Genomic DNA, 18,871 nt, shown 5'->3' on the forward strand with positions numbered 1-18,871 from the left:
GCCACAGCCATGCCGCGCCGCTTGCGGCCGGCCCGAGGCTCGCGTAGACTCGCGCCAACCATTCCATCTTGCGCGACTGGCGAAGTCAGTGGGCACTACCACGAGGAAGCGCAAGTTCTCTGGCGTGAAGTTCAGACGCCTGCCGCTCGCCTGGGCAGCGAATGGGAAGCAGGGTGCGCCCTGCGCCGGCCGCAACCAGGCCGGTGCAGGTCGCATGTGCCTTCCCCCGCGCGCCCTACCCCCGAAGCCAAGTCGGATCCCCTTTTCAAGACGAATCCCGCCATGTTCGAACGCAGCCGCTATACGATCGACCAGATCGATCCGGAACTCTTCGCCGCCATCCAGAAGGAAGACCAGCGCCAGGAAGATCACATCGAGCTGATCGCCTCGGAAAACTACACCTCGCCGGCCGTGATGGCCGCGCAGGGCTCGCAGCTGACCAACAAGTACGCCGAGGGCTATCCCGGCAAGCGCTACTACGGCGGCTGCGAGTACGTCGACGTCGTCGAGCAACTGGCGATCGACCGCGTCAAGCAACTGTTTGGCGCCGAAGCCGCCAACGTACAGCCGAATTCCGGCTCGCAGGCCAACCAGGGCGTGTTCTTCGCCGTGCTGAAGCCGGGCGACACCATCATGGGCATGAGCCTGGCCGAAGGCGGTCACCTGACCCACGGCATGGCCCTCAATATGAGCGGCAAGTGGTTCAACGTGGTCAGCTACGGCCTGAACGCCCAGGAAGACATCGACTACGACGCACTGGAAAAACTGGCCCAGGAAAAGAAGCCCAAGCTGATCATCGCCGGCGCGTCCGCCTTCGCCCTGCGCATCGACTTCGAGCGCATCGCCCGCGTGGCCAAGTCCATCGGCGCCTACTTCATGGTCGACATGGCCCACTACGCCGGCCTGATCGCCGCCGGCGTCTATCCGAACCCGGTGCCGCATGCCGACTTCGTCACCACCACCACGCACAAGAGCCTGCGCGGCCCGCGCGGCGGCGTGATCCTGATGAAGGCCGAGCACGAGAAGGCCATCAACTCGGCCATCTTCCCCGGCATCCAGGGCGGCCCGCTGATGCACGTGATCGCCGGCAAGGCCGTGGCCTTCAAGGAAGCACTGGCGCCCGAGTTCAAGGCCTACCAGCAACAGGTGGTGAAGAACGCCGCTGTGCTGGCCGAGACCCTGATCGCGCGCGGCCTGCGCATCGTCTCCGGCCGCACCGAGAGCCACGTGATGCTGGTCGACCTGCGCGCCAAGCAGATCACCGGCAAGGAAGCCGAGAAGATCCTCGGCGACGCGCACATCACCGTCAACAAGAACGCCATCCCCAACGACCCGGAAAAGCCCTTCGTCACCTCGGGCATCCGCCTGGGCTCGCCGGCCATGACCACCCGCGGCTTCAAGGAAGAAGAAGCCCGCCAGGTCGCCAACCTGATCGCCGACGTGCTGGACAACCCGCACGACGAGGCCAATATCGCGCGCGTGCGCGAGCAGGTCGCCGCGCTGACCAAGCGCTTCCCGGTCTACGGTTGAGGCATTAAGACCGCCTGCCCCGCCGCCCGCCCGGGCGGCGCCAGGCTCGGGCATGCCGGCAGCCGGCATGCCCGCCCGCCCCTCGTCAAGGCGGGCGCGCCATGACAGAATCACAATACGGCCGGCGCAGCCGCTCCATACATCCCAAGGTGGTCAGGCATGAAATGTCCCTTCTGCGGTCATTCCAACACGCAGGTGCTTGACACCCGCATGTCCGAAGAGGGCGACACCGTGCGCCGCCGCCGGCGCTGCGAATCCTGCGACCGCCGCTTCACCACCTACGAGCGCATCGAACTGTTCTTTCCCGCCATCGTCAAGAAGAACGGCTCGCGCGAGGACTACGTCCGCGCCAAGCTCAAGGACTCCATGCGCACCGCGCTGCGCAAGCGCCCGGTCTCGGCCGAGGCCATCGACGATGCCATCACCCGCATCGAGGAAAAACTGCTGTCGCTGGGCCAGAAGGAACTGCTCAGCAGCCAGGTCGGCGAACTGGTGATGCGCGAGCTGCGCAAGCTGGACAAGATCGCCTACATCCGCTTTGCCTCGGTCTACCGGAGCTTCGAGGACGTGTCGGAATTCCGCGAAGTGCTGGAAGAGATTTCCGCCAGCCCGGCCCGCAAGGCCTGAGCGCCGCCTCCCTTCAACCCTTTCGCTTCACGCTTCTGACTGCCGTCGCCAGCGCCGGCTCGTGGCTGGTGTTGATGCTTCAGCCCGGCAGGCTGGCGTCGGCGCAGGTGTTGACCTCGTGCCCGCGCTGACGCAGTTGCGGTTCACGCCATGCGTGACATCGGAGTAGCTGCCGGCGCTGCCCAGGTTCTTGAAGTGGCGGATGCCGGGTAGTGTACCGGCCGACCCGGGGCAGGTCTTGCCGGCATGCCTCCATCGCATCCTGGTCCTCGGCGACAGGCCGGCGGGCGCAACATGATGACGCCAACTCGTGACAGGCCGACACGTCGGTCCGGCAGCCAGTCCCTATGCTGACCGGTAACCAGATCGACGGAGGCTGCCATGCCAGGTCCTGCTCCCATCCGCACCCACTGTCCCGGCGGCACCGACGGCGCCGGCCACCGCTATCGCCCCATCCGCAGCGGCCGGGCAGGCCTGTTCCGGCGCAGCGGGATGGCCGGCCGCCGCGGCCGTCGCCACCTGGTGCCCCCAGCGCACCCCGGCGCGCATGCGCGCCGCTTGCCATGCCGCCGGCACCCACGCAAGCGGCCCGGATACGTCCTGACTGAAAGCCTGGCTGCGCTTGCCCTGGCCATCATGGCCATGCTGCCGCTCGCCGGGCTCTCGCCGCATGCACTGCAGGCCTTGCGCCATGCCGAGGCCTTCGGCGCCGCCACCCGCGCCGCGGTCGAGCTGATCGAAGCCGACGCGCCGGAGCGGGCACTCCCCCCGCTCCAGGGCGCGGGCGTACTGGCGCTGCGCTCCTGCGACCGCCTCGACAGCCTCGGCTGCGCTGCCGGGCGCCGGCTGGCGGTCGCGCGGCTGGCCCGCGCCGGCCTGGCGCCGCAGGATATGGCGCTCGTGCTGTGGAGCCGCCCGTGACCGGCGGCGCCCGCCGAAACTCCCAAGCCAGGTCGCGGACGTCGCCGGCTCCCGCTGCGCGCCGCCACCACGGCGGGCACGGCATGCGGACCGGGCAATATCGCGGCCTGTCGCTGGTCGAGCTGCTGGTCGGACTGGTACTCGGCCTGCTGGTGATGGGCCTGGCCGCCGTCACTTTCCAGGCGCTGCAGGCCGCCTACCGGCTGGCGGTGGACCGCATCCTGCTCGAGGAACGCGGCCAGCGCGCGCTGGCAGCCGTGGCGCACCTGGTCCGCCACGCCGGCTGGCGTCCGGCCGACGCCCCCGCGCTGCCACCCGGCGCGCCGCCGGTGCTCAGCGGGCGCGACGACTGCGGCCAGCCGGCGATCGGCCAGGCACTTTCCTGCGGGCGGCGCGCCACGGGCGCGAGCGACGCCCTGCTGGTTCGCCTGAGCGGCAGCGCGCAAGGCAGCGACCCGACCGTCCCGGACGGGACCATGACCGACTGCGGCGGCTACCCGCTTGCCATGCAGGCGGTCGACGAAGCCGGTGCCCCGGTCGCCGGACATGCCGCGGCCAACCTGCTCTATCTCGGCGTCGGCAACGATGGCGAGCCCCAATTGCTGTGCCGCTACCCCAGCCGGCGGGCCGGGCGGGCACTGGCCGGCGCGTGGACCTCCGGCGCGCTCGTGCGCGGTGTGGAAACGCTGCAGTTCCGCTACGGCGTGGACCGCGATGGCGACGGCGCCGTCGACGACTTCCTTTCCGCCGCGGAGATCGAGGACGGCGGTGCCGCCTGGAACCAGGTACGTGCCGTGCAGGTGGCCATGGTCCTGCGCGGCGAACGGCCGCAGGCCGGCGCCGGCCCGGCCGCCCCCCTGCTCCTGTTGCCGCGCCGTCCGCAGGACGTGCCCGCCGCGCCCGGTAGCGACACCGTATTCCTGCCAGCCGATGGTCACGGACTGGTGCGCAAGGTCTTCGCCGCCACCTTCCGCCTGCGCAATCCGATGGAGCTCGGCGCACCATGAGCCCGTCGCCTCGACACCACCCCAGCCCGGCCCTGCGCCGATGCCGAGCGTGCGACCGCGGCGGCGCCACCTTGCTGGCGACGGCAGTCCTGCTGCTATCGGCCGCAGGCTGCGCGCTCGCCCTGCTGTCCTTCCTGCTTTCAGCCAGGCAACTCGCCACGCTGCAGTTGGAGCGCGAGATCGCCCTGCACGCGGCGGAGGCAGCCCTGCTCGACGCCGAGGCCGACATCGCCCAGTCGCTGCGCGCGGTGGCCAGCGGCGCCGGCACACGCCTGGCGGATTGGCCGCTCCCCGGACAATGCGGCAGCGGTCCGCTGCGAGGGCTGTGCCGCACCGAACGCGGCGGCGTGCCAGCCTGGCGGGCCTGGCTCGAGGCCGGCCAGGGCCTGCACGAAATGGGCGTCGGCTTCGGCGACATCACTGGCAACCGATTGCCGCAGCTGCCGCCGGAGGCTGCCGGCGTCACCCTGCGGCCGCGCTACCTGATCGAGCGCCTGCCCGACAGCGCGGGAGACAGCCCCCCGGCTTCCGGCTACGGCGAGACACTCCCGCTGCCACGCCTGCGCATTACCGCCATCGGCCTGGGCCGCGGCGCCGTGGCGCGCGCCGTGCTGCAGAGCGAGTTCCAGCCATGAGCGCCATCGTCATCGTGCGTTTCGTCGGGGCGGCCATGCCGACGCTGGGTGCGCTGGGCGTGGCGGCGGGCCTGGCCTGCCTGCCCTCCCCGGCCTGTCGCGCGACCGCCGGCCCCGGCCCAGACGGACGGCCGACGCCGGCGGTGCCAGCCGGCCTGGTGTTCCTGGCAGGAGCGGACGGACGCCTGACGGCGCGCGCCCTGCCTGCGGACGACAAGGCCGGGCCGGCGCCAGCCCGCTGGCGGGTGACGGTAGCGGTCCCGCGCCAGGCCGGAGCCGGCGAGCGCCGTCCTGCGCGACCGGTGAGCCTGCCTCCGCCCGCCTGGCTGCCGGGACAGCAGGGACACGCCGCTTTCGTGGCACGCCAGGCCGACCGCCCCGCCCTGGTCTGGCTCGGCGCCGGCGACGGCCGGCTGCGCGCCTTCGACGCCGCCACCGGCGCGGTGCTTGCCGCGGTCGCCCCACCCCGCTTCACCACCGGCGCCGGGGAGGCACCGCCGAGCGGCCCGCCCTGCCCGGCTCCGCAGGCCGCCGACGTCCGCCTGCTCGACGGTGCCTGGCGCACCGTCCTGCTTTGCAGCGTGCAACTCGGTGGTACGCCGGCGGCCGCCCTCGCCCTCTACGTGCTCGATGTCACCCGCGTCGTCGCCGGCAGCCCGCCCCCCGCGGTACTGCTGGCACGCGCCGCCTCGCCTGCGCTGGCATTGACCGCCACCGGGCCGCTGCGCGCGCTCGCCCTCGGCAAGCCGCAACAGCCCCGCTGGCACGTGATGGCCACGACCGGCCCGTCGGCCAGCGGAGATGGTCCCGGCCTCGCCATGCTGCCACTGGACGTGGGCGCGCCGGACCTTACCCTGCCCCTCCCGCGCGAGGCCTGCCCTGGCGGGCAGCAAGCCACAGCCATCCTCGCCGCCGATGTGCTGGAAGACACGGACGGCCTGGCGCGGGCAGCGTATGCGGTGGACGATCAAGCACAGCTATGGCGATGGGACCTGCCGGTCGCCGAGACGCCCGGCACCGGCAAGCCTGCCGCCTGCCTGCATGCCCGGCCGGCCCCGGCTGACCCGCTCGCGCCGCAGGGCACCGCGGCGGCACCGCTGATCTTCCCCACCGCGAGCGGGCCTCTGGTGGTCTACGGCCACGGCAGCACCGTGCGCGCCGTGGCCGACACGGGCACACCCGCGCAGGAAGCCCGGCCACTCGCAACAGTGCTGGCCGAAACGACTGGCGCCGGCAGCGTACTGCGGCGCGCCGGCGGCACCCCGGCATCCGCTGCTTCCGGCTGGCAACTGGTATTGCCGCACCCCGGCGAACGCGTACGGCACCTGCTGAAGGCGGGACCGGCCCATGTCGCCATCCTCACCGTGGACGCTGCCCGGCAACCACGCGGCTACCTGGTCGGCGCCGGTCTCGGCGAGTCGATCGGCAGCCTGGGACCGGGACAGGCCGCGGCGCATTACACGACCGGCCGCGCCGTCGGCCCGGATGCCCACCTGCTGGTCGCGCAGGCAGCGCCGCGGCGACGTGGCGATACGCCCGCCCGGGCGGAGGCGCCGCAATGGGAAGATGCCGCCTACACCCTGTGGTCCATCGACGGCGGCCATGCCACCCCCTTGAACCGCATCTATGCCTCCCGGCGCAAGGGGCGCCTGGGCTGGCGCGAGCTGATCCCTGCGCCGGCCGTGGAGACCGCGCCGTGAGAGGCCACCCGGTCAGGCCTGCCGCACGGCCCAGCCAGGCCGCCTTCACAGTGCTGGAACTACTGTTCGCGCTGGCCATCGTGGCCGTGCTGGCGGCCATCGCGATGCCGGCCTGGCAGCAGCACATCGAACGGGGCCGCCGCCAGGAAGCCAAGGCTGCCCTCGTCGCCGCCATGCTGGAACTGGAACGCCACGCGCTCGCCACGGCGAGCTACGCTGCGCCTGACGCGCCGGCAACGGTCGCGGGGCAATGGCCGCGCGCGGTGCCGCCGCCGCCCGCCGCCGCGCGGCACATGCTGCTGGCCGCCGCCTGCCCACAGGCCGGCATCGACCGTTGCGTGGAGTTGCATGCGGTACCGATGCAGGCGGATCCCCGCTGCGGCACGCTGATCCTGCGCAGCACCGGCGAATGGCTGGTGCAGGACGGCGCCGCCGGACCGCCTCAGCCCTTGCCTGGAGACTGCTGAGATGCGCCCCTGCCTCTGCTCCGGCCCACCCCGGGCAGCTCGCGGCGCCACGCTGGTTGAACTGCTCTGCTGCCTGGCGCTGCTCGCCATCCTGGCCGCAACGGCCTATCCCGCCTGGCAGGCGTGGCTGGCACGCCAGCGGGTGGTGTATGCCGCGGACCGCCTGGCCGGCTCGCTGGCGCTGGCTCGTTCGACCGCGGCGGCACGGCGCCAGGAGGTCCTGCTCGAAGCGCTGCCCGGCGCCACCGGTTTCGACCGCGGCTGGCGCCTGCGCCTGGCCGACGCCGACGCCGACGGCACGCTGGCTGTGGTGCCGCTGCAGCAGGCCTGTCTGCGCGTGCGCCTGCGCGGCGCCGGCGAGGGTGCCGCCTTGCGTGTGAGCGCTGTGGGATACTCTCGGTCTGAGCACGGCGGCTTCTTCGCTGCCACCTTCGCGCTGCGCTGCCAGGACGAGCAGCGGCATCTCAAGGTCGGCGCGCAGGGCCGGATCCGCATCTGCACGCCGGGTCGGGATATCGACTGCGGCAACGCAGACCCGCCCTGAGCCTGCGGCCCCCCCGGCCCATCCGCCGCGCCAGCCGAACCGGAACCCAAGCGATTTCTCTCATGTTCTCCGATACCGACCACGCCGCCATGCAACAGGCGCTGGCGCTCGCCACGCTCGGCCTGTATATCACCACGCCCAATCCCCGCGTGGGCTGCGTACTGATCAAGCATGGACAGGTCATCGGGCAGGGATCCACCCAGCCCGCCGGGCAGGACCACGCCGAAGTCCAGGCCCTGAAGGACGCCGCCGCGCGCGGCTTCGACCCGAGCGGCGCCACCGCCTACGTCACGCTGGAGCCTTGCAGCCATTTCGGGCGCACGCCGCCCTGCGCCGACGCCCTGGTCCGCGCCGGCGTGGCACGGGTGGTCGCCGCCATGGAGGATCCGAATCCGAGCGTGTCAGGACGCGGCCTGCAGCGCTTGCGCGCGGCCGGCATCGACGTCCGCTGCGGCCTGCTGGAAAAAGAGGCGCGCGAGCTGAACATCGGTTTCGTTTCGCGCATGACGCGCGGCCTGCCCTGGGTCCGCGTCAAGGTGGCGGCCTCGCTCGACGGCCGCACCGCACTGCATGACGGCACCAGCCAGTGGATCACCGGCCAGGCGGCACGGGACGACGGCCATGCCTGGCGCGCCCGCGCGTGCGCCATCCTGACCGGCATCGGCACCGTGCGCGACGACGATCCGCAATTGACCGTGCGCGCCGTCGAGACACCGCGCCAGCCGCAGCGCGTGCTGGTCGATTCGCGGCTGGAAGTCCCGCTGGACGCTCGCATGCTGGCCCCCCAGCACGGCCCCTTCGGCAGGCCGGCACTGGTCTTCTGCGCGGTGGACGCGCCGGAGCGCCGCCGCGAGCTGGAAGCGCGCGGTGTCGAGGTGATCGTGCTGGCCAATGCGCAAGGGAAGGTCGACCTGCACCAGATGATGGTGGAACTGGGCCGGCGCGGCATCAACGAGCTGCACGCCGAGGCCGGTAACAAGCTGAATGGCTCGCTGGTGCGCGAACACTGCGCCGATGAGTTGCTGGTCTACCTGGCGCCGAGGCTGCTGGGTGACGCACAAGGCATGTTCAACCTGCCCGCCCTGGCGCGTCTGGAAGATGCGCCCGCTTTCCGCTGGCATGAGGTGCGCCAGATCGGCGACGACCTGCGCCTGCTCGCCCGCCGCGCCGACCACGCCTGACGGCGCGCCGCCGCCCTGTCGCGCCGGGCTTCGGCCCGACGTGGCCGCTCAGGCGGGCGCGGAGCCTGCTGCGGTCCGGGCGCGGGACCGGCCGCATCGGCACGCCCGGGAAGCCGGAGCGGCCCGCTTGGCGTACAATACCGGCCTTGACCGCGCCCGCCCCGCCAGCGGCCGACCGTTCGGCCCGGCCTCTTGCCGGGCACGCCCGTCCGCCTCCTGCCCGTTTCCGTTTCAGCTTCGTCCAGCTTCCATGACAATCGCCCGTACCGAAGACATCATTGCCGAAATCCGTGCCGGCCGCATGGTCATCCTGGTCGACGAAGAGGACCGCGAAAACGAGGGCGACCTGGTTCTGGCAGCGGATTTCGTCACGCCGGAAGCCATCAATTTCATGGCCAGGTTCGGCCGCGGCCTGATCTGCCTGACGCTGACCGCCGAGCGCTGCGCGCAGCTCGAGCTGCATCCGATGGTGTCCCGCAACGGCACCCAGCACGGCACCAACTTCACCGTATCGATCGAAGCGGCCGAGGGCGTGACCACCGGCATCTCGGCAGCCGACCGCGCCCGCACCGTGCAGGCGGCGGTGGCCCGGGACGCCAGGCCGTCGGACCTGGTCCAGCCCGGCCACATCTTCCCGCTCAAGGCCCAGCCCGGCGGCGTGCTGATCCGTGCCGGGCACACCGAGGCCGGCTGCGACCTGGCGGGCCTGGCGGGCCTGACCCCGGCGGCCGTGATCTGCGAAATCATGAAGGACGACGGCACGATGGCGCGCCTGCCGGACCTGATCGAGTTCGCCCAGGAGCACGGCATCAAGATCGGCACCATTGCCGACCTGATCCACTACCGCAGCCGCACCGAGAGCATCATCGAGCGCGTGGGCGAACGCAGCATGCAGACGCCGCAGGGCACCTTCCACTGCATCGCCTACCGCGACAAGCCGAGCGGCAGCGCCCACCTGGCGATGGTCAAGGGCCAGCCGCACCCCGATCGCGAGACGCTGGTGCGCGTGCACGAACCGCTGTCGGTCCTGGACCTGCTGGAAGTGGCGCGCACGACGCACTCGTGGAGCGTGCCCGCGGCGCTGGAGGTGATCGCCCAGGCTGAGCACGGCGTGATGGTGATGCTCAACTGCGGCGATACGCCCGAGCAGCTGTTCCGCCAGTTCAGCGCGCTCGACGCACCGCAGGACCGCCCGCGCCAGAAGCATGACCTGCGTACCTATGGCACCGGCGCGCAGATCCTCAAGGACCTGGGCGTGGGCAAGATGCGCGTGCTGGCATCGCCGCAGAAGATGCCCAGCATGACCGGCTACGATCTCGAGGTCACCGGCTACCAGCCGATGGGCGCCGGCTGCGCGGACTGAGCGGCCTCCCCCAAGACACCGGCGGCCGCGCCTGGCACGGTCGCCTACCGAATACAGGAGAATTACGATGGATCACGGTTTCTATCCCAGCAACCTCGAAGGCGAGGGACTGCGTATCGGCATCGTGCAGGCACGCTTCAACGAGCCCGTCTGCGACGAATTGCGCGAAGCCTGCGTGGCCGAGCTGGAAAAGCTCGGCGTGGAAGGCGAGGATACTCTGGTCGTCACCGTCCCCGGCGCGCTGGAAGTGCCGCTGGCGCTGCAGAAGATGGCCGAGAGCGGCCAGTTCGACGCCCTGATCGCGCTGGGCGCGGTCGTGCGCGGCGAGACCTACCACTTCGAGCTGGTCTCGAACGAATCCGGCGCCGGCATCACCCGCGTCGGCCTCGACTTCAACATGCCGATCGCCAACGGCATCCTGACCGTCGACACCGACGCCCAGGCGCACGCCCGCACGCGCGAAAAGGGCCGCGACTGCGCCCGCGCCGCGGTCGAGATGGCCAACCTGGTAGTGGCGCTCGATTCGCTGCGCCATGACCAGGACGAGGAAGAAGACGAGGAAGACGATGAGTGACGCGCCCCAAGCCGGCAAGCCGGCCGCAAAGGCTCCGCCCAAGAGCGCACGCCGCCGCTCGCGCGAACTGGCGCTGCAGGGCCTGTACCAGTGGCTGCTGAACCGCAACGACATCGGCGCGATCCAGGCGCACCTGCATGATGCGCAAGGCTTCAGCAAGGCCGACCGCGAGCACTTCGACGCGCTGCTCAACGGCGCCACGCGCGAGGAAGCCCGCCTGACGGCCGCCTTCGAGCCCTTCCTGGACCGTGGTGTCGACGAACTGTCGCCGGTCGAGCGGGCCGCCCTGCTGATCGGCTGCTACGAACTGGTGCACTGCGTGGACATCCCCTACCGGGTCGTCATCAACGAGGCCGTCGAACTGACCAAGACCTTTGGCGGCGTCGAGGGTTACAAGTACGTCAACGGCGTGCTCGACAAGGTCGCCGCCCAGGTGCGCGCCCCCGAGGTCGCCGCCCGGCGCTGAACGGCTGATGGCGACGGCCCGCCAACGGTGCCGTCCGCATGAACCGGCCAGTCACAGCACCCGCCACGGCGGGTGTTGTCTTTTCTCCCGCTTGAACCGCCGCATCGTCGAATCGTCGAACTGTCGGCGTTCCAACTCTAATGGGCCGTCAAGGGCCCCCAGACCCATGGACCTGCAGCAGCGCATCGCCACCGCCTCCCGCCTCGCCCACATCGCCCCCTTCCACGTGATGGAACTGGCCAAGCAGGCCGCCGAGCTGGAGCGCGCCGGCCGCCATATCGTGCACATGGGCATCGGCGAGCCCGACTTCACAGCGGCCGAACCGGTCGTGCGCGCGGCCGAGGCGGCCATGCGACGCGGCGTCACGCAATATACCGGCGCGCTGGGCATCCCCGCCCTGCGCGAGGCCATCGCCGGCTACTACCGGACCGCCTATGGCATCGATGTGCCCGCCCGGCGCGTGATCGTCACCGCCGGCGCCTCTGGCGCCCTGCTGCTGGCCTGCGCGGTACTGGTGGAAATCGGCGCCGAGGTGCTGATGCCGGACCCGAGCTATCCGTGCAACCGCCATTTCGTCGCCGCCTTCGACGGTGCGGCGCGGATGATCCCGAGCGGCCCGGCCGAGCGCTTCCAGCTCACCGCGGCACAGGTAGAGACCAATTGGGGCGAGCGCACGCGCGGCGTGCTGCTGGCCTCGCCGTCCAACCCCACCGGCACCTCCATCCTGCCCGACGAACTGCGGCGGATCCTGACGGCGGTGCGCGAGCGCCAGGGCTTCGCCATCCTCGACGAGATCTACCAGGGCCTGTCCTACGACGCCCCGCCGGTCTCGGCCCTGTCGCTGGACGACCAGGTGGTGACGGTGAACAGCTTCTCCAAGTACTTCAACATGACCGGCTGGCGCCTGGGCTGGCTGGTGGTACCCGACGCATTGGTCGACGCCTTCGAGAAAGTTGCGCAGAACCTCTTTATCTGCGCCTCGGCGGTCGCCCAGCACGCCGCGCTCGCCTGCTTCACGCCGGAAGCAATGGCCATCTACGATGCGCGCAAGGCCGAATTCCACCGCCGCCGCGATGCCATCGTGCCGGCCTTGGAAGCCCTGGGCTTCCGCGTGCCGGTCAAGCCCGACGGCGCCTTCTACGTCTACGCGGACTGCCGCGGCGTCAACCATGCGGCGGCCGGCGACGCCGACCGCCTCACCCAGGCCATGCTGCAGGAGGCAGGCGTGGTGCTGGTGCCGGGGCAGGACTTCGGTGCCCACACGGCCAGCGACTACATCCGTGTTTCGTATGCCACCTCGATGGAAAACATCGAACTGGCCATGGAGCGGCTCGGCAAGCTGTTCGCCGCCTAGTCTCCCGGGTGCCGCCGGCCAGGCAAAGGCCACGCCGGCACGACCGGCGACAAACGGAAACGCCGATGGAAACAGGGAGAGAGAGAAAAGGGGAAAGGAACGGCGCGTAGCCGCCGGGCGGTCCGACTGGCCGGTCGACAGCCAGCGGGAACGGCTCATCCGGGATGGAATGAGCACGGCCCCGGAAAGACCGGGGCCGTGCGAAGCCAGAGCCGATGTCGAGCGACGCCGGGCTCAGGCCGAGCCGTGCGGGCCGCTGACCGCCGGCGGCGCACCGGCCGCCTCGAGCTTCTCGGCACCCTGCCCGCGCTCGGTGGTCTTGACCGTGACCGCAGCGGGCTTGCCCAGCGGCTCCGGCGCGGCGCGCACGCCCAGCACCTGGCGCAGGCGGGCACGCTCGGCCAGCACCTTGGCGCCGTAGCCGCCGTCGGTGCTGGTGGTGGCGCCCACATAGAACTTGAGCCCGCCCTCGATCGAACCGGCGCGGGCGATGCAGTCCTTCAGCACCAGCGCACCGATCTTGATGTTTGCGTACGGGTTCAGCGCGGCGGTCACGCCGCCCACGGCTTCGTACTTGTCCTGGTGGACCTTGGTCATCACCTGCATCAGGCCCTGCGCACCCACGCCGCTCTCGGCATAAGGATTGAAGCTGGACTCGATGGCAATCACGCCGAGAATCAGCAGCGGATCGATACCGACCTCGCGGCCCGTCATATAGGCGGCCTTGACCAGCTGTGCGGTCGCCTCCGCCGCCACGCGGTACTTGCGGGCGATGTACTCGGCCACCGCCGCCTGCTCGCGCGCCGTGCCCAGCACGCCAGCCTTGTCGCGTGCGTCCTGCGCCACCCGCTGCAGCGGGATCTGTGCCGCCAGATGCGCCACCGACGGCACTTTGCCGGCAGCGCTCAGGCTCCACTCGTCCACGCCGGTCACGGTCGGCAGGCCACCACGCGGATAGCCAAGCGCGGCCGCGGCCGTATCCGCGCTGCTGGACGGCGTAGCGGCCGACTCCAGCAGCACCGACGGTGCCTGCTCGCCGGCCAGCAGGCCGGCCAGCGCGGTGCGCCATTCCTGGCTCAACGACAGCGAGACGGCGGCCACCACAGCCATCACGCCCACACTGTTCAAGGCGTACTTCAAGGTCAGGCGGCCACCGCGCAACGCGCGTCCCGCCACGGGGTGCGCCAGTCGCACCTGCAGCGACCGGGTCACACCCGGAACCGGCGTTCGAAGGCGGACCTGCAATGCCCGCCCGACACCGGGAAGATGAAGGGTTTTCCAACCACTCATGCTTACCTCCATCCGTTGTCCGCTGCGGGCGGCCGATGAAGGCCACACGCCCGATCCCAACGTACTCAAGTAAGGATGCTGCGCCGTCTAGCAGGGACGGCCGGCACCTGTTGGTGGACGCTCCCCATGCGTCCAACGAGAAACAGGGTACGCTCTTGGGGGAACGCACCCTGCTGCGAATGGCTCAAACGCCCCGGCGACACCGGGATGACCGCTGCGAGCATCGTGCCAGATACTTTTGCATTACCGGTCCGAAATGGAAGATTCCGCTGCTTCCCCTCTTGACAGCGGGGCGGAATCCATGTTGCGACGCAACACTCCATTGAGCAGACCGGATTGTAGGAACCGTTTTATACCCCGTCAATAATAACGATTCAAAAAAACAAAACTTTTAGCTATATGTAACAGACCTATTGTCGCTGCCTTGAGAGCACCTGGGCGCCCGGAATCGGCGTACTGTCTTGGGCTGGCGGGTGGTGGCCCCTGACCTGTGGGTACAAAAAACTTACAATTCGCCCCCGCACCAATCCCTAAAAAATTTGCGCGATCTTTACATAAAGTGCGCCAAAAGACATATCAATGACTCGAGGCAAGGTGGCCTCATGCCGCCGAGCCCTATCAATTCATCATGAAATACAAGGACTTGCGCGACTTCCTCGGCAAACTCGAGGCGCAGGGCGAGTTGAAGCGCGTTGCCGCGCCGGTATCGCCCAACCTGGAGATGACCGAGATCTGCGATCGGCTGCTGCGAGCCGGCGGGCCGGCGGTACTGTTCGAACGTCCTGCCCGCGATGGCGGCCCTGAGCCGGTTTATAAGGTGCCGGTGCTGGCCAATCTGTTCGGGACCCCACGCAGGGTCGCGCTCGGCATGGGCGCGGAATCGCTGGCCGACCTGCGCGACATCGGCCGCGTGCTGTCGGCACTGAAGGAACCCGATCCGCCGCGCGGCCTGCGCGAGGCCGGCAAGCTGCTGACGCTGGCCAAGTCGGTATGGGACATGGCGCCCAAGCGCATCTCGTCCCCGGCCTGCCAGGAGATCGTGTGGGAAGGGGCGGACGTAGACCTGTCGCGCCTGCCGATCCAGACCTGCTGGCCGGGCGACGCCGCGCCGCTGATCACCTGGGGCCTGGTGGTGACGCGCGGCCCGCACAAGAAGCGCCAGAATCTCGGTATCTACCGCCAGCAGGTGATCGGCCGCAACCAGGTCATCATGCGCTGGCTGGCACACCGCGGCGGCGCGCTGGACTTCCGCGAGCACGCGCTGGCCAACCCCGGCAAGCCCTTCCCGATCGCGGTGGCGCTCGGCGCCGACCCGGCCACCATCCTCGGCGCGGTGACGCCCGTACCCGATACGCTGTCGGAGTACCAGTTCGCCGGCCTGCTGCGCGGCAGCCGCACCGAACTGGCGTCCTGCCTCACGCCGACGCTGTCCGAGCTGAACGTGCCGGCCAGCGCGGAAATCGTCCTCGAAGGCCACATCCAGCCCGACCCATCCCATCCGTCCGGCTACCAGCATGCGCTGGAAGGGCCGTACGGCGACCATACCGGCTACTACAACGAGCAGGACTGGTTCCCCGTCTTCACCATCGACCGCATCACCATGCGGCGCGACCCGCTCTACCACTCCACCTACACCGGCAAGCCGCCCGACGAGCCGGCCGTGCTCGGCGTGGCGCTCAACGAAGTGTTCGTACCGCTGCTGCAGAAGCAGTTCCCCGAGATCACCGACTTCTACCTGCCGCCGGAAGGCTGCAGCTACCGCATGGCCCTGGTGCGCATGAAGAAGCAGTACGCCGGCCACGCCAAGCGGGTCATGTTCGGCGTCTGGAGCTTCCTGCGCCAGTTCATGTATACGAAGTTCATCGTGGTGGTGGACGACGACATCGACGTGCGCGACTGGAAGGAAGTGATCTGGGCCATCACCACGCGCGTCGATCCCAGCCGCGACACGGTGATGGTGGACAACACGCCGATCGACTACCTGGACTTCGCCTCGCCGGTCTCCGGCCTGGGCTCGAAGATGGGCATCGACGCCACCGATAAATGGCCGGGCGAGACCACGCGGGAATGGGGCCGTGCCATCGAGATGGACGAGGCCGTCAAGGCGCGCGTGGACGGCATGTGGGAGACCTTGTTCGCGGCCCCGGCGGGCGGCCGCTGACACCGCCGGCAGCGCCGGGTGCACTGCCGGTATCATGGAGCATCGCGCAGGCACCTGCCGCCGGCAGCGCGCCGCGCATCCGGTCCGGAGACCGGCCCGCCAACCACCCGCGTCCGCGCCAAGACGGACCACGGAGGAGACAAGCATGACCACGCTGGAAGAAGGAAAACTGATGTGGACGCCGTCCGCGGCGTTCCGTGATGGCAGCCAGATCGCACAGTTCATGCGCTGGCTGGCCGACGAGCGCGGCCTCGCCTTTGCCGACTACGCCAGCCTGTGGCAGTGGTCGGTGACCGAGATCGAGGCCTTCTGGGACGCCGTGCGCGCCTATTTCGACCTGCGCTTCGACAGCCCGCCGCAGGCGGTGCTGGCACGCCGCGAGATGCCGGGCGCGCGCTGGTTCGAGGGCGCCACCCTCAACTATGTGCAGCAGGTCTTCCGCCACGGCGGCACCGGCGCGGCACGCCGGCGCGCGGCGGTCCGCTTCGCCGGCGAGGCACAGCCGCTGGCCGAACTGAGCTGGGAGGAACTGGAGCGCCAGGTCGCGGCGCTGGCCCACGCGCTGCGCGGCATGGGCGTGGGGCGCGGCGATCGCGTGGCGGGCTACCTGCCCAATATTCCCGCCACCCTGGTCGCCTTCCTGGCCACCGCCAGCCTCGGCGCGATCTGGTCGGGCTGCGCACCCGACATGGGTCAGGTCGCGGTGGCCGACCGTTTCCGCCAGATCGAACCCAAGGTGCTGGTGGCCGTCGACGGCTACCGCTACGGCGGCAAGGCCTTCGACCGCACGCCGGTGCTGGCCGACCTGCTGGCCGCCCTGCCCTCGCTCGAGCATGTGGTGCTGGTACCGCAGCTGGGCATCGCGCCGAACCTGCCGGCGGGCGTGCGCCTGCACGCCTGGCAGGACGTGCTGGCGCACACCGTGCCGCTGGCGGTCGAGCCGGTGCCATTCGACCACCCGCTGTGGATCGTCTATTCGTCGGGTACCACCGGCAGCCCCAAACCCATCGTCCATGGCCACGGCGGCGTGGTCATCGAGCAGCTCAAGCTGATGGCCTTCCACAACAACCTGGGGACCGACGACGTCTTCCACTGGTACAGCAGCAGCGGCTGGATCATGTGGAATGCCCAGGTGGCAGGGCTGCTGCTGGGCACCACCATCGCCATCTACGACGGCAACCCGGCCTGGCCCGATGCCGGCGTGCTGTGGCGCTTCGTCGAGCAGGCCGGCGTGACCGCCTTCGGCGCGGGTGCGGCCTTCTTCACCGGCGGCATGAAGGCCGGCATCCGGCCCGCCCAGGTCGCCGACCTGTCGCGCCTGCGCATGCTGGGCGCGACAGGCTCGCCGCTGCCGGCCGAAGCCTACGACTGGATCTACCGAGAGGTGCGCGAAGACATCTGGCTCGCGCCGATGTCCGGCGGCACCGACTTCGCCGGCTCCTTCGTGGCCGGCTGCCCGCTGCTGCCCGTCTATTCCGGCGAGATGCAGTGCCGCTGCCTGGGTGCCAAGGTGGAAGCCTTCGACGAGCACGGCAAGGCGCTGATCGACGAAGTCGGCGAGCTGGTCTGCACCGAGCCCATGCCTTCGATGCCGCTCTATCTCTGGGGCGACCGCGACGGCCAGCGCTACCGCGACAGCTATTTCGACGTCTACCCCGGCGTCTGGCGCCACGGCGACTGGATCAAGATCACCGCGCGCGGCGGCGCCATCATCTACGGGCGCTCCGATGCCACCATCAACCGGCACGGCATCCGCATGGGCACCAGCGAGCTGTACCGGGTGGTGGAAGAACTGCCGCAGGTGCTCGACAGCCTGGTGGTCGACCTCGAATACCTCGGCCGCGAGTCCTACATGCCGCTGTTCGTGGTCCTGCGCGAGGGTATGGCCCTGGACGATGCGCTGCGCGACACCCTGCGCGCCCGCATCCGCGAGGCATTGTCCGCGCGCCACGTGCCCAACGAGATACTGCAGGTACCGGCGGTGCCGCGCACGCTCTCGGGCAAGAAGATGGAGGTACCGGTCAAGAAGCTGCTGCTGGGCCACCCGGAGGACAAGATCGCCAATCGCGATGCCATGGCCAATCCGGACTGCCTGGCCTGGTACTTCGCCTACGCGCGAACCTACCTGGCCGCGCGCGGCGCCCAGGCCTGAGCAGCCGGCCGCGCGACGGCACTTCAGAACTCCACGTCCAGTTCGCTGATCTCGTCCGGCTCCTGCTTGGCCGCGGCGGTCCACTCCTGCAACTCGGGCATCGCCAGGATCTGCTTGCAGTAGGCGAGCGGCAGCGGATCGACCTGCACGCCGTAGGTGACGAAGCGCGTCACCACCGGCGCGTACATGGCATCGGCCATGGTGCGAGAGCCGAACAGGTAGGGGCCGCCGTAGCGATCCAGGCACTCGCTCCAGATCGCGCAGATGCGGTCGATGTCGGCCTGCGCGCGCGACCACACCTTGAGCCCGGGGAAGTGTCCCTTGAGGTTCATCGGCAAGGCCGCGCGCATGGCCGCGAAACCCGAGTGCATCTCGCCGCAGATGGCGCGGCAGTGCGCGCGCGCGGCGCGATCGGCCGGCAGCAGCCCGGCCTTCGGCTTGACCTCGTTGAGATATTCGGCGATGGCCAGCGTATCCCATACCGTGACGCCCTGATGGCGCAGGCAGGGCACCAGGATGGAGGGGGACAGCAGCAGCAGTTCGGCCCGCACCGCGGCATCATCCGGCGGCACCAGCACCTCTTCGAACTCCAGGCCGGCGAAACGGGCCAGCAGCCAGCCCCGCAGTGACCAGGACGAATAAGTCTTGCTGCTGATGGTGAGCGTCGTCTTTGCCATGGCGCCTCCTTTGCCGCGCGGGCGTGCTCCGGGTGGAAGGGCTCCGGGCCGGCGGTCCAGCCTGCCTGAAGCGTAGCAGTTGCGTGGCGGTTCGCCTGCGCCGCCGCGCCGGTCGGAACGGGTTCCGGTCCTTGCGGGCGGGTGGGCCACGCCTGCCGCTGCACCTGTCGCAAACGGCGTGCCAACTTTCGCGCCGGGCATGTATATTGCACATCAGCGGCC

Annotated in this window: 17 protein-coding genes and 1 riboswitch; of the genes, 15 read left to right on the forward strand and 2 right to left on the reverse strand. The window is 70.1% G+C overall.

Annotation, left to right across the window (positions count from 1 at the left end; all coding sequences use genetic code 11):
* Nucleotides 1–62 precede the first annotated feature (62 nt).
* A riboswitch (ZMP/ZTP riboswitch) is annotated at nt 63–163 on the forward strand.
* A gap of 119 nt (nt 164–282) precedes the next feature.
* The 13 genes from glyA (at nt 283) to BKK80_RS16780 (ending at nt 12,369) form a co-directional block, all read left to right on the forward strand.
* Nucleotides 283–1,530, forward strand: coding sequence for a serine hydroxymethyltransferase (glyA, locus tag BKK80_RS16720; protein WP_071014784.1), 1,248 nt, complete (start codon nt 283–285; stop codon nt 1,528–1,530).
* 159 nt (nt 1,531–1,689) lie between these two features.
* Nucleotides 1,690–2,157, forward strand: coding sequence for a transcriptional regulator NrdR (gene nrdR / locus BKK80_RS16725; RefSeq protein ID WP_071014786.1), 468 nt, complete (start codon nt 1,690–1,692; stop codon nt 2,155–2,157).
* Nucleotides 2,158–2,538: 381 nt separating this feature from the next.
* Complete coding sequence (locus tag BKK80_RS16730) at nt 2,539–3,078, forward strand: hypothetical protein (protein WP_071038072.1); 540 nt, start codon at nt 2,539–2,541, stop codon at nt 3,076–3,078.
* Nucleotides 3,079–3,161: 83 nt separating this feature from the next.
* Entirely contained in the window at nt 3,162–4,085 is a 924-nt protein-coding gene (locus tag BKK80_RS16735) for a PilW family protein (RefSeq protein WP_071070253.1), read from the forward strand.
* The gene (locus tag BKK80_RS16740) at nt 4,082–4,720 is read left to right on the forward strand and encodes a pilus assembly protein (RefSeq protein WP_084545600.1); all 639 of its coding nucleotides are present in this window, start codon (nt 4,082–4,084) and stop codon (nt 4,718–4,720) included. Before BKK80_RS16735 ends, BKK80_RS16740 begins: the two co-directional genes overlap by 4 nt.
* On the forward strand, nt 4,717–6,420 hold the full coding sequence (locus tag BKK80_RS37470; RefSeq protein ID WP_071014799.1) for a pilus assembly protein: 1,704 nt from the start codon (nt 4,717–4,719) through the stop codon (nt 6,418–6,420). Before BKK80_RS16740 ends, BKK80_RS37470 begins: the two co-directional genes overlap by 4 nt.
* Nucleotides 6,417–6,887: a type IV pilin protein gene (locus tag BKK80_RS16750; RefSeq protein WP_071070256.1), complete on the forward strand. Its 471-nt coding sequence runs from the start codon at nt 6,417–6,419 to the stop codon at nt 6,885–6,887. The genes BKK80_RS37470 and BKK80_RS16750 overlap by 4 nt, the downstream gene beginning before the upstream one ends.
* A gap of 1 nt (nt 6,888) precedes the next feature.
* The gene (locus BKK80_RS16755; RefSeq protein WP_071038069.1) at nt 6,889–7,431 is read left to right on the forward strand and encodes a GspH/FimT family pseudopilin; all 543 of its coding nucleotides are present in this window, start codon (nt 6,889–6,891) and stop codon (nt 7,429–7,431) included.
* 62 nt (nt 7,432–7,493) lie between these two features.
* A complete protein-coding gene (gene ribD, locus BKK80_RS16760; RefSeq protein WP_071014806.1) occupies nt 7,494–8,612 on the forward strand; it encodes a bifunctional diaminohydroxyphosphoribosylaminopyrimidine deaminase/5-amino-6-(5-phosphoribosylamino)uracil reductase RibD in 1,119 nt (372 codons plus the stop codon).
* Nucleotides 8,613–8,862: 250 nt separating this feature from the next.
* Complete coding sequence (gene ribBA, locus BKK80_RS16765; RefSeq protein WP_071014809.1) at nt 8,863–9,975, forward strand: bifunctional 3,4-dihydroxy-2-butanone-4-phosphate synthase/GTP cyclohydrolase II; 1,113 nt, start codon at nt 8,863–8,865, stop codon at nt 9,973–9,975.
* Nucleotides 9,976–10,042: 67 nt separating this feature from the next.
* Nucleotides 10,043–10,549 (forward strand): 6,7-dimethyl-8-ribityllumazine synthase, encoded by a 507-nt coding sequence (gene ribH, locus BKK80_RS16770; protein WP_071014812.1) that lies wholly within the window; start codon nt 10,043–10,045, stop codon nt 10,547–10,549.
* Nucleotides 10,542–11,015, forward strand: coding sequence for a transcription antitermination factor NusB (gene nusB / locus BKK80_RS16775; protein WP_071014815.1), 474 nt, complete (start codon nt 10,542–10,544; stop codon nt 11,013–11,015). The genes ribH and nusB overlap by 8 nt, the downstream gene beginning before the upstream one ends.
* A 166-nt stretch (nt 11,016–11,181) precedes the next feature.
* Nucleotides 11,182–12,369, forward strand: coding sequence for a pyridoxal phosphate-dependent aminotransferase (locus tag BKK80_RS16780; RefSeq protein ID WP_071070259.1), 1,188 nt, complete (start codon nt 11,182–11,184; stop codon nt 12,367–12,369).
* Nucleotides 12,370–12,603: 234 nt separating this feature from the next.
* Here BKK80_RS16780 and BKK80_RS16785 read toward each other — a convergent pair whose 3' ends face one another.
* Nucleotides 12,604–13,659, reverse strand: coding sequence for a transglycosylase SLT domain-containing protein (locus BKK80_RS16785; RefSeq protein ID WP_071070261.1), 1,056 nt, complete (start codon nt 13,657–13,659; stop codon nt 12,604–12,606).
* A gap of 628 nt (nt 13,660–14,287) precedes the next feature.
* Here BKK80_RS16785 and ubiD point away from each other — a divergent pair.
* Nucleotides 14,288–15,820, forward strand: coding sequence for a 4-hydroxy-3-polyprenylbenzoate decarboxylase (gene ubiD / locus BKK80_RS16790; protein ID WP_071070263.1), 1,533 nt, complete (start codon nt 14,288–14,290; stop codon nt 15,818–15,820).
* Nucleotides 15,821–15,965: 145 nt separating this feature from the next.
* Complete coding sequence (locus tag BKK80_RS16795; protein ID WP_071070265.1) at nt 15,966–17,972, forward strand: acetoacetate--CoA ligase; 2,007 nt, start codon at nt 15,966–15,968, stop codon at nt 17,970–17,972.
* Between the two features lie 23 nt (nt 17,973–17,995).
* On the opposite strand, the gene BKK80_RS16800 is transcribed toward BKK80_RS16795, so the two are convergent.
* Nucleotides 17,996–18,649, reverse strand: a complete 654-nt coding sequence (locus tag BKK80_RS16800; RefSeq protein ID WP_071014827.1) for a glutathione S-transferase family protein — start codon at nt 18,647–18,649, stop codon at nt 17,996–17,998.
* Nucleotides 18,650–18,871 lie beyond the last annotated feature (222 nt).

This window comes from Cupriavidus malaysiensis (assembly GCF_001854325.1).
Taxonomy (GTDB): Bacteria; Pseudomonadota; Gammaproteobacteria; order Burkholderiales; family Burkholderiaceae; genus Cupriavidus; species Cupriavidus malaysiensis.

Bases quoted from the DNA above. Each gene is read 5' to 3' on its own strand.
- glyA (WP_071014784.1), top strand. From the start codon at position 283: ATGTTCGAACGCAGCCGCTATACGATCGACCAGATCGATCCGGAACTC.
- nrdR (WP_071014786.1), top strand. From the start codon at position 1,690: ATGAAATGTCCCTTCTGCGGTCATTCCAACACGCAGGTGCTTGACACC.
- BKK80_RS16730 (WP_071038072.1), top strand. From the start codon at position 2,539: ATGCCAGGTCCTGCTCCCATCCGCACCCACTGTCCCGGCGGCACCGAC.
- BKK80_RS16735 (WP_071070253.1), top strand. From the start codon at position 3,162: ATGCGGACCGGGCAATATCGCGGCCTGTCGCTGGTCGAGCTGCTGGTC.
- BKK80_RS16740 (WP_084545600.1), top strand. From the start codon at position 4,082: ATGAGCCCGTCGCCTCGACACCACCCCAGCCCGGCCCTGCGCCGATGC.
- BKK80_RS37470 (WP_071014799.1), top strand. From the start codon at position 4,717: ATGAGCGCCATCGTCATCGTGCGTTTCGTCGGGGCGGCCATGCCGACG.
- BKK80_RS16755 (WP_071038069.1), top strand. From the start codon at position 6,889: ATGCGCCCCTGCCTCTGCTCCGGCCCACCCCGGGCAGCTCGCGGCGCC.
- ribD (WP_071014806.1), top strand. From the start codon at position 7,494: ATGTTCTCCGATACCGACCACGCCGCCATGCAACAGGCGCTGGCGCTC.
- ribBA (WP_071014809.1), top strand. From the start codon at position 8,863: ATGACAATCGCCCGTACCGAAGACATCATTGCCGAAATCCGTGCCGGC.
- ribH (WP_071014812.1), top strand. From the start codon at position 10,043: ATGGATCACGGTTTCTATCCCAGCAACCTCGAAGGCGAGGGACTGCGT.
- nusB (WP_071014815.1), top strand. From the start codon at position 10,542: ATGAGTGACGCGCCCCAAGCCGGCAAGCCGGCCGCAAAGGCTCCGCCC.
- BKK80_RS16780 (WP_071070259.1), top strand. From the start codon at position 11,182: ATGGACCTGCAGCAGCGCATCGCCACCGCCTCCCGCCTCGCCCACATC.
- BKK80_RS16785 (WP_071070261.1), bottom strand. From the start codon at position 13,659: ATGAGTGGTTGGAAAACCCTTCATCTTCCCGGTGTCGGGCGGGCATTG.
- ubiD (WP_071070263.1), top strand. From the start codon at position 14,288: ATGAAATACAAGGACTTGCGCGACTTCCTCGGCAAACTCGAGGCGCAG.
- BKK80_RS16795 (WP_071070265.1), top strand. From the start codon at position 15,966: ATGACCACGCTGGAAGAAGGAAAACTGATGTGGACGCCGTCCGCGGCG.
- BKK80_RS16800 (WP_071014827.1), bottom strand. From the start codon at position 18,649: ATGGCAAAGACGACGCTCACCATCAGCAGCAAGACTTATTCGTCCTGG.